At 59.3% G+C, this 14,414-nt stretch carries 10 protein-coding genes; 2 read left to right on the top strand and 8 right to left on the bottom strand.

Annotated features, from left to right (window positions below; genetic code table 11):
* Positions 1–45: 45 nt before the first annotated feature.
* The 6 genes from ACFWYE_RS25510 to ACFWYE_RS25485 form a co-directional block, all read right to left on the bottom strand.
* Positions 46–1,086: a GNAT family N-acetyltransferase gene (locus ACFWYE_RS25510; protein ID WP_379114996.1), complete on the bottom strand. Its 1,041-nt coding sequence runs from the start codon at positions 1,084–1,086 to the stop codon at positions 46–48.
* Positions 1,086–2,744, bottom strand: coding sequence for a lipopolysaccharide biosynthesis protein (locus ACFWYE_RS25505; RefSeq protein ID WP_379114995.1), 1,659 nt, complete (start codon positions 2,742–2,744; stop codon positions 1,086–1,088). The genes ACFWYE_RS25510 and ACFWYE_RS25505 overlap by 1 nt, the downstream gene beginning before the upstream one ends.
* Before the next feature lie 9 nt (positions 2,745–2,753).
* Positions 2,754–3,977 carry a DegT/DnrJ/EryC1/StrS family aminotransferase gene (locus ACFWYE_RS25500; protein WP_379114994.1) on the bottom strand — a complete coding sequence of 408 codons (1,224 nt, stop codon included), beginning with the start codon at positions 3,975–3,977 and terminating at the stop codon, positions 2,754–2,756.
* Positions 3,978–4,305: 328 nt separating this feature from the next.
* Complete coding sequence (locus tag ACFWYE_RS25495; RefSeq protein WP_379114993.1) at positions 4,306–5,022, bottom strand: Crp/Fnr family transcriptional regulator; 717 nt, start codon at positions 5,020–5,022, stop codon at positions 4,306–4,308.
* 483 nt (positions 5,023–5,505) lie between these two features.
* Positions 5,506–7,806, bottom strand: coding sequence for an AGE family epimerase/isomerase (locus ACFWYE_RS25490; protein ID WP_379114992.1), 2,301 nt, complete (start codon positions 7,804–7,806; stop codon positions 5,506–5,508).
* Between the two features lie 12 nt (positions 7,807–7,818).
* Positions 7,819–9,339 carry a phosphomannomutase/phosphoglucomutase gene (locus tag ACFWYE_RS25485; protein ID WP_379114991.1) on the bottom strand — a complete coding sequence of 507 codons (1,521 nt, stop codon included), beginning with the start codon at positions 9,337–9,339 and terminating at the stop codon, positions 7,819–7,821.
* A gap of 527 nt (positions 9,340–9,866) precedes the next feature.
* Between ACFWYE_RS25485 and ACFWYE_RS25480 the strand changes: the two genes are divergently transcribed.
* Both ACFWYE_RS25480 and ACFWYE_RS25475 read left to right on the top strand, forming a co-directional pair.
* Positions 9,867–11,711: a polysaccharide biosynthesis tyrosine autokinase gene (locus ACFWYE_RS25480; RefSeq protein ID WP_379114990.1), complete on the top strand. Its 1,845-nt coding sequence runs from the start codon at positions 9,867–9,869 to the stop codon at positions 11,709–11,711.
* 105 nt (positions 11,712–11,816) lie between these two features.
* Complete coding sequence (locus tag ACFWYE_RS25475; protein WP_379114989.1) at positions 11,817–12,611, top strand: sugar transferase; 795 nt, start codon at positions 11,817–11,819, stop codon at positions 12,609–12,611.
* A gap of 7 nt (positions 12,612–12,618) precedes the next feature.
* On the opposite strand, the gene ACFWYE_RS25470 is transcribed toward ACFWYE_RS25475, so the two are convergent.
* Positions 12,619–12,855 carry a hypothetical protein gene (locus ACFWYE_RS25470; protein WP_379114988.1) on the bottom strand — a complete coding sequence of 79 codons (237 nt, stop codon included), beginning with the start codon at positions 12,853–12,855 and terminating at the stop codon, positions 12,619–12,621.
* A 240-nt stretch (positions 12,856–13,095) separates the two neighbouring features.
* Entirely contained in the window at positions 13,096–14,409 is a 1,314-nt protein-coding gene (locus ACFWYE_RS25465) for a polysaccharide biosynthesis/export family protein (RefSeq protein WP_379114987.1), read from the bottom strand.
* Positions 14,410–14,414: the final 5 nt, after the last annotated feature.

Raw genomic sequence — 14,414 nt, 5'->3', positions numbered from 1 at the left:
ACTCGAGCTGATGTTCCTCATGTCGGACAGTTTGATGCAGCGCAGTCATAGAAGTCCGAGCCGATAAAGCGCGCTGACGGCGCGTGGGCGAAAGATCGCGCCATAACGCCCTGCCACGGGCTCACCCCAACTCTGCTTGTAGTCTTGCCCGGAGCCGAGATCGAATTGACGATGCCCAGCGCTTGCCGCCCATTTGATCGACGCCTCCATCATGCGGACACCAACCCAAAAGCGGTCGTACTCGGGGTCGCGGACGATGCATTGGCCAAGCGCAATGCCGTCCTTGGACATTAGGACGAGCCCGGCCGCGCGCCGACTACCATCGAGCAGGTGCAGGGTGTGGAATTGGATCGGGCTGTCGGCGCTCTGCTGTCTTAAGAAGGCAGGCCAAAACCGCAGTCGATCCTCAACGGCAACCGTCTCCCGAGCGTCTGCGCCTTCCCACATGCGTCCCCACTGGGCGCAGCACCATTCCAGATCGCCCACGTCGTCGATACGAAGTCGCATGAATTCATCGCAACGTTTGCGGGCTCTACGCACATTGCTGCGATGATTGCGGCTCCAGCGCGCCTCATAATCGCACCGCAGGTCGATGCGGTAGTTGTCCGGGGACCAATAGCATCGCGGATTGAGCTCCACGACGGCCTTGTCGAGCCCCGCCTCGATCCGAACCTCGACGCCCAAGGCATGCAGCGCCCGACCAAGGGCGGCTTGAGAGGACGCGGGCGCGATCACACCAGAAAGCGATTGATAGGCGACGGGCTCCCAATATCGGCGACGGTGGCGCAGGGAGATGAGCGCGGTCGGCTGGCCGTTCTCCGTCGCAAGGGCGTGCCGCTTGCGGACGCTCGTGGGCTGGGTGAGTTCACGGTAGAGATCGCGGTCGCAACCGGGAATGGCAGGCAGGGCGTCCAGGGCCTGGTCGAGGGTCGTGTTCCAGGCATCGAACCAGGCAATATCGACACCCCGTGTCGTCAAGCGGGTAACGATGCGGGCAGTGGAGATCACGCTACGCGCGGTGACATGGCCCAGCGCATGCTTGAAGCTCGTGCCGGCGGCGTTGGGCGAACCTATCGCATGACTCATCACAGGTTCTCCCTGCCTTCCCCGCCCGTCGGCCAACCAGGCGATCGTTCGAAGAGGCGGCCGAACCGCCCTTTGACCACCGACCAAACGGGTTGCGTACCATCCCGGCGACCCGTGATATTGATTTCGCTGTCCGCATCGCCCGGCACGGGCGCCAGTTCGGAGGCCTCGCCCAGGAAGCGTCGGATGGCGGCAAGGAGGGCATGCAGGCGCGAAGGCGCGCGGGCCTGTGCTCTACCCAGCAGATAGGCCAGTTCGTCCGCGAAGGGATGGCGGGTCCAACCTATGGCCAGGAACCAGAACGTTCCGCCAAGCCCGCCGCCCAGGAGCGCCTGCAAGATCGAGATGTCTATGTCGAAGCTGTTCAGCCCAATGACGACGAGCGGGCCTAGCGCTGTGGCCAGGGTGACGGCCGTGCTGGGTACCAGCGCGCGCAAATACTCGGAGACGCTCAGTTTCAGCCGGCGCATCAGAAAGTAGAGGCCAACGCCTACCTGGATCGGTGTGGTGGCAAAGATCGAGAGCGCCAGGACGAGCGGGCCATGCTGGGCCGCGAGGATCATGATCAGGCTGGTGATCGGCAAGGAGATAATCCAGGCCTTGGCCGTATCGCGGATTCCGCCGGCGGCCACCAGGGCTGGGAACATCAAGGGGACGGGAAAATAGAGCATGGTGGCCGCCGCCATCACCTGCACCAGCGGGATGGAGGTGTCCCATTGCGGTCCCAGCATGGTGTGCACCAGGGGATGGGCGAAGAGGATGACCATCGCCAGGCCCGGCCAGTGGAATGCGGTGAGATTGGCGACAACTTTGAGATAGGGGTCTTTGAGAGGACGGCCCGTGCGGGCATGGGCGGCGAAACCCGGCAGAGCTACGGCCGAGATGGCCGATATGACCAAACGACTGGGCATTTCGGTGACCTGTTGGCCCCGGCTGTAGAGACCGACATCGGTGCTGCCGCTGGCCCGCCCCAGCATGAAGGTCGGAATGACGCTCCCAAGGGAAGTTAGGATGCCCGTCGCGGTGTTGAGGCCGCCGAAGGCCAGAATCTCGCGCCATTTGGTGAATTCGATCCGGAAGATGGACAGATCCGGGCGTATGAGGATGGCGAAGACGAAGGTGGAGAGCGGATAGCTCAGCGCGCCCCAGGCGAAGCTCATATAGCCAAAGCCCATCATCACCAGGCCGGTGGTGGTGATGTTGCCGACCAGGGCCGAGCCCAGGTTGATGGCCGCGATGTTCCAGAACTCCAGGTCGCGTCGAAGCAGAGCAACAATCGGCGAACCGATGCTGGCGAACAGATAACCAAACGCCACGGTGCGAACGAAGTTCTCCAGGCGCGGTTCGTGTGCGAAGTCGGCATAGAGGCCCGCCGTCGCGACGAAGGCGGTCGTTAGGATGATGGCGACCAGCAGCATCATGGTGAAGGAGGTATGAATTTCCTCCTTCGAGAGCTTTTCAGCGCTGACGATGTAGTTGGTGACGCCAAAGTCGCGCAGACCCTCGGCGAGAGCGACAAGGCTGGCGCCAAGGAACGCGGCTCCGATTTCGTCGGGGGCCAAAAGCCGCGATGAAACGTAGAGGGTCACGAAATTGAGGACGAGAGTAGCGTATTTCTCGAAATAGACCGCGACCACCGCTCGCCGAACGCTCGCCATTGCGATCGCTCACATTCGATGGGGTTGGCCCCACTGTGGGACCGTCACCACATCCCGCCCCGAATTCCAGAGTGGGAGCTTTGAGCTTCGGATTTTGGGCCGTGTGACCTCGATCAGGGTAGAGGCGACCTTCTGTTGATCTTCGTCCGTCATCTGGGGGTAGAGCGGAAGGACGATCGCATGATCCTGGGCTGCCTCGGACTCCGGCAGGGGCAGGCGCAAGGGATGGGAAGCATAAGCGTCCTCGCGGTGGGCGCACATGATACCGCGCCGGGTGGCGATACCGGCATCGAGCATGGCCTGCATCATGGTGCGCTGGTCGGCGTGATCCGGCAGGCGGACGCAGAAGCTCTGCCAATTGGTGCGCGCATAGGACGGTTCCTGAACCAGGTCCAGCCATTGTGCCCCGCCAAGCAATTCGGCGTAGCGGACGGCGAGCGAGCGGCGCTTGGCCACGATGCCGGGCAGACGCTTGAGTTGCTCGCGGCCGACAGCGGCCTGGATGTCCGTCATCCGATAGTTGTAGCCGAGAACCGGGTGGGTCTCGAAAATCACCTGGGCCGAGCCATGGCGGACTGTATCGGGCACGCTCATACCGTGCTGGCGCAGCAGCTTGAATTTACCGGCCCAGTCGGCGTGCCTGGTGGTCAACATACCCCCGTCGCCGGTGCTCATGATCTTGCGCGGATGGAACGAGAAACACGCCACGTCGCCGTGCACCTTGCCGATCTTCTCCCATTGCCCGTCCCAAAGGATCTCGCTGCCGCTGGCGCAGGCCGCATCCTCGATCACGGGCAAGCCTTTGGCTTTGGCGATGTCCATCACCGCGGCCATGTCGCAGGGCAGGCCCATCTGGTGGACGACCAGGATCGCGCTGGTCCTGGCTGAAAGCGCCTGCCGGATCAGGGCCGGGTCAATGTTGTAGGTGGCCGGGTCGATGTCGACGAAAACCGGGATCGCGCCGCAGTAGACCACCGAATTGGCCGTGGCGATGTAGGAGTGGCTGACCGTGACCACTTCGTCGCCGGGCTTCACCCCGGCCGCCAGCAAGGCCAGATGCAGGGCCGTTGTGCAATTCGAGACGGCCGTGGCGTACGGGGCGCCCGTGAAGGCTGCGAATTCCGTCTCGAAGGCCGCGACCTCTGGGCCCTGCGTAACCCAGCCGGACAGGATGACCCGGCGCGCCGCTTCGGCCTCGGCCTCATCCATCGTGGGCTTGATGATCGGAATCATGTCAGGGTCCTCAGCGGAACGAAAGTTCGACCTGGGCGCCGGAAATTCCGATTGTCGTATCACGATGGAGCCGGTCGCTCACCTTGTCCTAATGTGGGATGTTGGGGGTGGCCGGCGATACGGATACCGCTTTCGGTCAGCGGGCAGGTCACCTTAGCCTGAGGCTGGCGGCGTCGGCGGCAGCGATAACGGCAACAAAGAGGTTGCTGTCCTGCAGAAGGTCGTGTGTCGCGGCAGCAAGCAGAGCACGCTGTTGCGCATCGCCGCCTCGGGAGAGGCGCGAGATCGATACCGCGATGAAGTTGAAGAGAAGGCAGGGAAGTTGTGCTCAATTTTCGATGTAGTCGCCGTCGAAACCCGCGAGCTTCATCAGACCCGCATGATCGAGCAGGCGGACATAGCCTTGGCGAAACTCGAGGAATTTCCGCTCGCGCAGTTCCCGCAGCATTCGGTTTACATGGATTGGGGTAAGGCCCAGGGCGTCGGCCAGGTCGTACTGGGTCAGCGGGCATTCAAAGCCGTTACAGGTAACTGCGCCAACTCTTTGTAAGCGCGCTGTCAGTTCAAGCAACAAATAGGCCGTCCGCTCCAGAGCGTTGCGCCGTCCTATGTTTGCCAGGTGCTGAGCGATCACCGCGCCGTTGTGCGTCAGAGCCTCGACAATGAAGGAGAAGAGGTGAGGTGATTTCATGGCAGCGACAGTAAAAGTCTTGGTCGGTGCCACCAGCAATGAAAGTTCAGTTTGAGCCAGGAAAGTTTCAAGCGCTCCACCGCCATATGATTGAGGCAGAACGACATCGCCAGTCAGGGCAAAATCCAGAATTTGGCGCTGGCCGGTTGGAAGCTCATGAGAAATGCAACCCCAACCAGCTTCGACGATGTATATGCGATCGTTGTTGTCGCCCTGACTGAAGATGATCGCGTTGGCTGGATATCGCTTCGACGTGAATCCCAGGGTCTTGATAAGCGCCGCGTCACCGTTACGTCCAACGTGAGACGAAAGGGACCTATCCCACCTCAAACGAGAACGTGAAGCATCCGCCATCCTTACCGCCCGCGTGAATTAATTGTGACGCGTCCTTCAACAATTCCCTAGTCTCCGTTGGCGATAACAACACTGAGGCACCGAATTCGATGCGAACCAATTCACTTAAGTGCAACGCATCAAACGCAGCTGCCGGTGATCTTGTAGCCAACGGTTCGATGAGATCACCGCCATGCCCGTGCGTGTTTCTTTTGCCATAGTCCCGCAGGGGTTTCCCAAAACTCGGCGTCTCAGCGATTTCATGAAGCCTAGCATGTGCCGGGTTATTTGGCTTTCCTCTTTAAGTTTAATTGGAAAGTTCCACGTTTGCTGTGATGATGCTGGCGTGAAGCGATGACGAATAAGTGATGAACGGATAATGCATCTATATTAGACTGTGCTAATATAGATGCATTATCCGCAAACGTCGAAGATAGTCTTGTATTTATAGCGGCGCCGATACCACTCTGGTGTTGGTGCGCATTCGATGGGGCAGTGGTTTGTTCAACCGTAATTCTGCCTCGGAGCAAGCCTGTCCTCGTAGCCGACTTGCCGCGGGAACGGTTCGATCTGTCCTTCGGTCTTGTCGAGATACTGCATCAACGCAGTCACGAGATGGTAGAATATGCTGGCTGGAACTTCGGTTGCCAGCGACCGTCCACGCTCGTCAATCCTGTCCACCCAGAGCCCGAGTGGCGCGGGATCGACATGCCATCTGAAGAGGCGCGCGACGCGCGCTTCGATCTCGGGTTTGAGATCGGGCCCGCCAATGTTGTCCAGGGCAATTGCCGCCTTGATGGCCTCGCATTGCGGCCAACTGCGTGAAAGCCTGTCGAAGGGCATTCCCTGTCGCGATACAGCTGCGTAAGCCAGACCTGTGGCCCGGTTCAATCCGCTGGCGATTGCCGACGAATAGAGTTTTCTCGCATATGCAGCCAGATCTTTCTGTCCGCTGGCCCTGGCAAAATCCACGAGAAGCGAGGCCCATTCGAAATGATGCCCCGGCTCCGTCCATTGCCCCTTTTCTCCGGGCATCGGAAGCCAATCGGCGTCGAAATATTCTCCAAGCGTCCAACTCTCCTGGTCAAAGAAATGGCACCGGAAGAGATCGATTATGCGAGCCGCCCGACGAAGGTAAGCGCGGTCGCCGGTAACGTCATACCAGGCCAGGAAGGATTCAAGCATGTGCATGTGTGGATTCGAGGAGCGCACTCCGTTCCAGCCAGGGGTTTCCACAAAACCATTCAGACAGCCGTCCTCCAGGTACGAGTCGATGAAGCCGAATGTCTCCTGTGCGAGCTGCAGTGCTGCCGGGTGACCGCATCGATGGGCATGCGCAAACGCCAGAAGTACGCAGGAATGGTCGTATGTGTCCTCCATCGGATCAGCCACACTGCCATTTGCATTCAGCGTTCGCACCCAACTGCCGCGGTCGGTACGGCCGTGTCGTGCGATGAAGTCGATGCCGTGGTCGATGAGCCTGTCAGCCGGCCCGGTCCAGCCGCGTTCCTTCGCCACCGCGAAAGCATAAATCTGGCGAGCCATCGTTCGCATCCGCTTAGGCTTACCCAACGGTCTTGCATCGAAACCGAGAGCCTCGTGGAAGCCACCATGCACATCGTCGATGCCCGTAGTGGACCAAAGCGGCAGAGTTTCCTCGAAAAGCCAGTGCTCCACGCGCTTGCGCCACGATCCGCTGATGATGATCCTGTCTTCCGATGCCGTGATTTTCGTCTCGAGGCGACCGCTTTTCTCAAGCTGTTCAACAACCTTTTTCACGTTCTGGCTGTGGCTGACGGGAGCGACGAATATTGCATCTGGCGTCGCCACCACCGCGACGCCGTTCATTCCGACGACGGTCAGCAGTCTGCCCTGGCTTCTCAGGTAGGAGCCGTCGCAATTCATCGCGACCACATCACCCTTCACCACATTGCCGTTGCTGTCGGTCGGGCTGGCTTCGAGCAGCGACTGCCACGATCCAAGGTCGTTCCAACGGAAGGAGGCCGTCACCATTGCTATGCCGCGCGCCTGCTCCATCACGGCATAGTCAATCGACGTGGAGGGAATCTCCGAGTAGAGGCCCTGGGGCAAGTAGAGACCCGAGACATCGGCCCTGGCGGTGTTAAAGGCTCGTTCTGCCGTGTCCCAGATCTGCGGCTGAAATTCGAGCAAGGCCGTGCGCATGGTGTCGGCGCGAAACAGGAAGATGCCCGCATTCCAATAGAATCTTCCTGACGACAAATAGGTCTGGGCGGTCTCGATGTTCGGCTTTTCGACGAAGCGCGAAACCGCGGCCGCACCGTCGCCGTTGGCAGCGACCTCAATGTACCCATATCCGGTTTCCGGATGAGTGGGCGGGATGCCGAACACGACTATGCTTCCGGAGTCGGCCGCGGGCATGCCCGCCTCAACGGTCTCCCAAAACTGTGTGTTCGTCGAAATCTCATGGTCGGAGGGAACGACAAGTACAAGCGCGTCGCTGCCGTGTTCGGCGATGGTCTGCAGCGTGGCGATGGCGACTGCCGCGGCCGTATTTCGACCCAACGGCTCGAAGATCGGCTTTCCTCCATTCAAACCAAGCGGAGTGATATCCGAGATGACGCGTTCAGCGTGTCTCGCGGACGCAATCAGATAGATCGGCGTTTCGGCGTGCGGCCACGCCTTGAGGCGCCGGACCGTTTTCGCGAGCATCGAGCCGTCCCCGGAGAGATCGTGGAATTGCTTGGGGTTGTCTTCCCGCGAGAGTGGCCACAGCCGTGACCCGACGCCACCGCTCATGACAAAACTGATGACCCGGCGTGCCATGCTTCAGCTCCCTCAGAATGTCTGGTTGTAGGCTCCAACCTCAGGATTACGGCGCAGGACGGAGTCGAGTGCCTCGAACATCTGTCGCCGCCGCTCCGCGGAGACGGGGCTTTCGACGACGACGACAATTTCGGGCTTGTTCGATGATGCTCTGACCAATCCCCAGGTGCCGTCCCGAGCCACGACACGCACCCCATTGACTGTGACCAGGTCAGCCAGCGGCTGCCCCGCAAACTCGATCCCGTCCCCTTTCATTTTCATGAAGTCATCGACAACCTTGTCGACCACGCCGTACTTGGCCTCGTCGGGGCAGTGGGGCGACATCGTCGGGGTGCCGAAGGTCAAGGGCAGGGCACGGTACAGCTCGGCCATCGTCTTTCCGGGATTCCGGTCGAGCATCTCGCAGATGGCGATCGCCGTGACGAGGCCGTCGTCATAACCACGTCCGATCGGTGGGTTGAAGAAGAAGTGCCCCGACTTCTCGAAGCCAGCGATTGCGTCGAGTTCGGCAACGCGGCGCTTGATGTAGGAGTGCCCCGTCTTCCAGTAGTCGGTGTTTGCACCATTTTGCGCCAGAATGGGATCGGTCATGAACAGGCCAGTCGATTTCACGTCCACGACGAAAGTGCATGCTGCATGCCGGCTGGAGATGTCTCGCGCCAACATGACACCGACCTTGTCTGCGAAGATCTCGTTGCCTTCGTTGTCGACCACGCCACAGCGGTCGCCGTCACCGTCGAAGCCCAGTCCCAGATCCGCACCGGTCTGCAGAACCTTGTCGCGGATCGCGTGCAGCATCTGCATGTCTTCAGGATTCGGATTGTAGTGCGGAAACGAGTGATCGAGCTCCACGTCGAGAGGGATCACGACACAGCCGATGCTCTCCAGCACCTGCGGCGCAAAGGCACCCGCCGTGCCGTTGCCGCAGGCAACAACGACGCGCGGCTTTCGGCGAATACGCTTTCCGGCAATCAAATCTTCGACGTACTTCTCGCGAAGGTCGGCTACGAATTCATAGCTCCCGCCACCGACAAGATCGAAGTCGCCGCTCAGCACAAGCGTTTTCAGAGCGCTCATCTGATCGGGCCCGAAAGTCAGCGGTCTTTGGGCGCCCATTTTCACTCCGGTCCAACCGTTCTCATTGTGGGAGGCCGTGACCATGGCAACAGACGGAGAGTTGAGTGCAAATTGGGCGAAATAGGCGGTTGGGGAAAGCGCCAGGCCAATGTCCTTCACATGTGCGCCCACTGCCATGAGCCCTGACACCAAAGCCATCTTGATGGACATGGAATAGCTGCGAAAGTCGTGACCGGTGACGATTTCAGGACCCACGCCCTCCCGACGGATCAGCGTGCCAAGCCCCATGCCCAATGCCTGGACGCCCATCAGGTTGAGTTCAGGTTCCTTTTCCGAGTCCGGGTGGCCGAACCACCAGCGCGCATCATATTCACGGAAGCCGGTGGTTCTGATGAGTGCATTGTTTTCGAATGCGAAAGTATTCGGCTTGGCCTGGTCGACTATCTTTAGGGGCACAGCTACCGCTCCGATATTGCGGCAGTATTTCTAACATGCCGGCAGCCTCAGACCCCTTCATGAATTCGGGTAGCCTTACTCCTCGGTTCGGCCCTCTTCATCCAATAGGTGATGCCGGTCGGTGATCGAAAGGATGTTTTGCCAAGGTATGGCAATCGGCGATGGCGGAGGAACATCTGCGTCCAGCGCCACTTCGATGTGTCATGCAGCAGGGTAGACCGTGCGGTAATTTCCCCTCGATCCGGCGCAGGGAGAAAAGCAGCACCTGTCGGCGATGTCGGATATCCTGGCGGCAGTCCGCCGCGCCTTCTTCGCTCCCATAGGGGGTAGGCTTACGTCAATTGGAGGCGTTTACCTTCCCCTGTGCCGGAATAGTGTTTCTCGCAGATGCTTGGGATCGCGGGGCCTTGGGCGCACATCAGAACATCAATTGGATGCCATGGAACTCCTGTGTCCGGCCTGCGTGCACGCCTGTGCCAGACCTGAGTGTACGAGGGCGGGCCCTTCGTACCTGCCGGAGACGTTAGATGAATCGCTCGTTCGCCAGCCAGTGGCCTTTGGTAACCAATCAGCAGATCGGTGCCGAGCAGGATTTCATCAGCCTCTCGGACATAACCGGATTTCTGAAACATTATGTCGGAACAATTGCGGCCTGTCTTGCCGCGGCGCTTTTGGTGGCATGGTTTTACAATTCGACCACAGACCCGGTTTTTACGGCCAAGGCGCAGATACTCATTGAGCCGAGGCTGCCACAACATTTGCAGGAAGGCGCGGAAGTAAATCTATCGTTGGACACCGCGCAAGTGGAAAGCCAGATCGCTGTAATGCAGTCTGAAAAGATTGCTTCCATGGTCATCGACCGATTGAAATTGATTCAAAACACGAATTTCAACCGTCCCCAGGCGCCGATATTGGTCGAGAGGTTCAGGAAAATAAAGGACAACCTGGATGAGGCGCTAGGGTACCAGAAAAGCAACTGGGCCGTAGAGGCGATGGCCAAACTGACCGATTACCAGAAGTCCCGCCTCAGCATGCTGATTTTTCGCAACGGCCTGGATGTGCGAAGGGTAGGTGTTTCCTACGCAATCGACATATCCTTCACCACGGCCGATCCCGACGCCGCCGCAAAGATTGCGAATGCCACCGCCGACGCCTTCGTGCACGAACAGGTCGAAACCAAGGCCGATGCAGCGAGGGAAGGCGGAGCATGGTTAGAAAAACGCCTGCAACAACTGCGCACCCAGATGAACGAGGCGATGGCGAAGGCTCAGGGCTTCCGCTCCAGGCATGACTACAGCGTGGGTCGGGATGCCGACGGGAGCGTCAGTCTGGAACCTACGCTCGAAGAGCTTGAGGTGACTGCGGATACCTATCGGAAAATGTATGAGAGCTTTCTGCAGGCCTATACAAATTCAGTAAGCCAGCAATCCTATCCAGTTGCCGATGCCAGGGTGATTACCGCTGCAACGGCGCCGCTTTCTCCGAGCGCTCCGAAGCCGAAGCTGGTGTTGGCTTTCGCGACTATCGCAGGCCTCATTCTCGGCATTGGCATTTCTTTCGCGCGGCATTCGCTCGATTGGAGCATTCGGTCGCCACGTCATATCCGCGACAATCTGGGAATGGTGTGTGTGGGAGAACTGCCGCCACCCAGCAACCGGAGTGGATTCGGATACGTCGATGAAGCGGCAAGACATCCTTGTTCTCGATACAGCCAGAGCCTGAGGAAGGCGCGAACCGAAATCAGCCTTGCTGAAACGAACCACCCGGTGCGGGTCCTTGGACTGACCGCTGCTTCAAACAACAGCCTGAAGAGTATCGTCGCGACCAATCTTGCCACGCTTTACTCCATGTCAGGCCTCAAGACGCTGGTCATAGATGCCGATCTTCGGAAACCGACGATCACCACAAGGCTGCCCGACCATTCGGGTATGCCGGGTAGGGAGTGCGAGGACCTCCTTCGGCTCAATATCATTCGCACTCCTTGGCGGTTCGACGTGCTTTCGAGCTCCATGGTGGATGCGAGAAAACTGCTCGTGCCAAGCAATATGCAGGCACTTCTCTCCGAACTGAATGCCGAAGGTGCGGCTACCTACGACAAAATCATCATCGATCTGCCGACCCTTGAATCAGGGGCCGACGACCTGGCCGTTGGATCTGTCCTTGACGGCGTCGTCATCCTTGCGGAGTGGGGAAAGACGCACATCGACACCCTGCAGGAACTTGTCAGGACACTGCAAGCCTCCAGGACGCCGATACTTGGCGTGCTTCTAGCAAAGGCACGGGTAGTACCGTCCAGGCACCGGTGGGCGCAGCTAGGCGCGGCGTTTCCGCAAATCGCCAATGCATACAGGGCAATCATGCGTCGGGATTAAGGGGTACCCTCGGGAGTATCGCGCTACCTCCTTTGCATTCCTTGCCGCCGCGTTCCGTCCTTGGAAAACTGTCAGAGTGAAAAATCTGGAAACGGCGACCGTCACATGACAAACGCCTTTGAAAAGCATTCGCACCGGGGGGAGGCGATCTGGGGCCAGCCAGTTGTGTCGGCTGCGATAGAGAGCAGGGTGGTCCTGCATATCGTCGCCCCGGGCGGCTATGCCAATACCGGAACAATTTTGCATGGCCCATCCAGTGTCATCGACACGGAGATTACAAACCCTCCCGTTGGAGGCCTCCTCAAACGGATCATGGATATTGTCATAGCCTGCCCAGCGCTCGTCCTGGCTGCGCCTGTCATGATCCTCGTGGGCTTGATCATCAGGATTACGGCCGGAGGCCCGGCAATATTCTCGCATAGTCGAGTTGGTTTCGGCGGAAAGCCGTTCGATTGCTACAAGTTTCGCTCGATGGTCGCGAATTCGGACGAAGTTCTGAAATCACACCTCGATGCAAACCCCGAGGCACTCAAGGAGTGGGGAGAGTGCCACAAGATCAGGAACGATCCCCGCGTTACGTTCTTTGGACGAATGCTGCGCAAGTCCAGCTTGGATGAGCTCCCCCAACTCATCAACATACTGCGCGGTGACATGAGCTGCGTCGGTCCAAGACCGATCGTCGCGGACGAACTCAGCCGCTATGGCGAGCACCAGGCAGAGTACCTTGGAACGAGGCCGGGACTCACGGGCCTTTGGCAGGTGAGCGGAAGAAGCAGCCTAGACTACGAAAAACGCGTCGCTCTGGACAGCCAGTATGTGCGGAACTGGTCGATCTGGCTCGATTTCGCTATCTTGCTCAGGACCATCGTTGCGGTCATGAGGGTCGACAGGGCTTCCTGAAGCCGTATCACTCTTCGTTTCGCTTGCGGTAAAGCGACAGAGACAGGCCCACGAGGTAGCCGCAGGCCGAAAAAAACATCAAGATCAGGGATTTGCCCACGGTCACATGGCCCGGTAATCCCAGGCTGTTCCAGGCTAGGATACCAACGAGAAGCACCGCGGTCGCCGCCAGCAACGCTGCGGCCTTGAACCGTAAGCCGATGAGTATGCCTGCCACCGACACGGCCAGTATGCTCGTTAACACCGATGTCTCCAGTGACGCCCGCAGAACCAAGCGGCCTGCTGCAGCAGAGAGCCCGTCAAACCTCGCGTGCGCCAACTGTTATGCGGCCTCGGAGGGCATGGCAAGCGCTGGAAACACTGCTTGGAAATGCCGCTCGAAAATCGATACCAGATTTGTCGAGCCGATGTTTCCAGCCATGGTTGACGGCATCACCATGCGTGACTGCGTCAATCGGGTACCGCAACGATTTGGGGGATCAGGTCAGTTCGTATTCCGAACAGCACCTGTCTCCGCCCGAATGTTCGCATTTGCCGGGGGTAAACCCTCCAGGCCCACCTGCGGCAGTGGAATTTCGACCTTCACGGTATCGCCCGGCTCGACAAGCGTTGTTTCCTCGGCGGCGAGCTCTTCCATGCCGCTGTCTTTCGGCCTTACGATCTTGAAGATCGGCTCGGCCCTTTGAGCGCTTTCCCTGAGAGCCAGCAGAGCGGGGGCCGAAACCTGCGTTTCCTGCAGCAACTGCGCTGCGGTATCGGATTTGCTGGTGACTTCGTTGAACTGCCGCTGCGTCTCACGCAAGCTCTCGGCGATCTCGCTGGAGCGCTGGTTGCCGAGGTTGAGGATTTCAATGTCGGTCTTGCTCATTTCCTGCCTGACCCGCAGCATGGACGTCTCGGCCGCCAGTCTGTCGCTCTGCATCCGGGCGACGGCACCCTCCAGAGCAAATTCGCGTGGCGCAACGGCGAGGCCTTTCTGCACGAGGCTCGAGACGCCCGTGAGTTCCTTTTGGATGAGTTCGATCTGTTTGTTATGGAAAGTCAGCTGCTGCTCGAGCGAGGCCAGTTCTTTTTCCAGGAAATCCTTGAGTTCTCGCAGCGAACGAAGCTGAGTTGCGAGCGCATCCTTTCGGATAGCGAATATCTTGCGCTCCTGTTCCATTGCCAGTGCAACGGTTTCGTTCGATATCCGGCCCGTCAGCTCGGGAGGAAAGGTGATGTCGTCACTGCCGGCGAGCTCCGACTGCAACCGTGCTTTGCGGGCAATCAGGCTAACGCTGTTCAGAGCAAGAAGTCCTACATCGCCTTGGCCCGAGATGACCTCTCGTTCAAGCCGAGACATATTGTCTTCACGTATCGGCAATCCGCCGGCGATACCCAGAGCCTGCAGCACCGTAAGGCCGGGTCTATAAGGAAATTCGCCAGGTTGCCTGACGTTGCCGACAATATAGAACGGCCTGTACTGGGCAATCTCGACAGCCACATCTGGCTCGCGGCCGAGCCCCATCTGCTGCATCAGTCGGCGCCCTATGGCGCGGGCGAGGTCCCCGGGCGCGGTGCCCTGAGCACGAATCTGCCCAACAAACGGCAGGAAGAGCGTGCCGTCGGCTGCAATCACGAAACTGTCGTTGAGAGCAGTCCATTCAAAGATCACGTCTCGTGACGCGCGCCACTCGTAAACCTTGAGCCTGACTTTGTCCTGCGGTCCAAGGAGATATTCTGTGGCGGAGGCCGGCAGCGGCCAAACAGCCGTCGCCGCCAACGAGACGCCTACAATTGCTGAAAGCCAGTTCCGCATTGTCT

The organism is Mesorhizobium sp. NPDC059025 (assembly GCF_042739655.1).
Lineage (GTDB): Bacteria > Pseudomonadota > Alphaproteobacteria > Rhizobiales > Rhizobiaceae > Mesorhizobium.
Note: the sequence above shows the minus strand (reverse complement) of the source record. Positions and strands in the feature narration are given on the sequence as shown.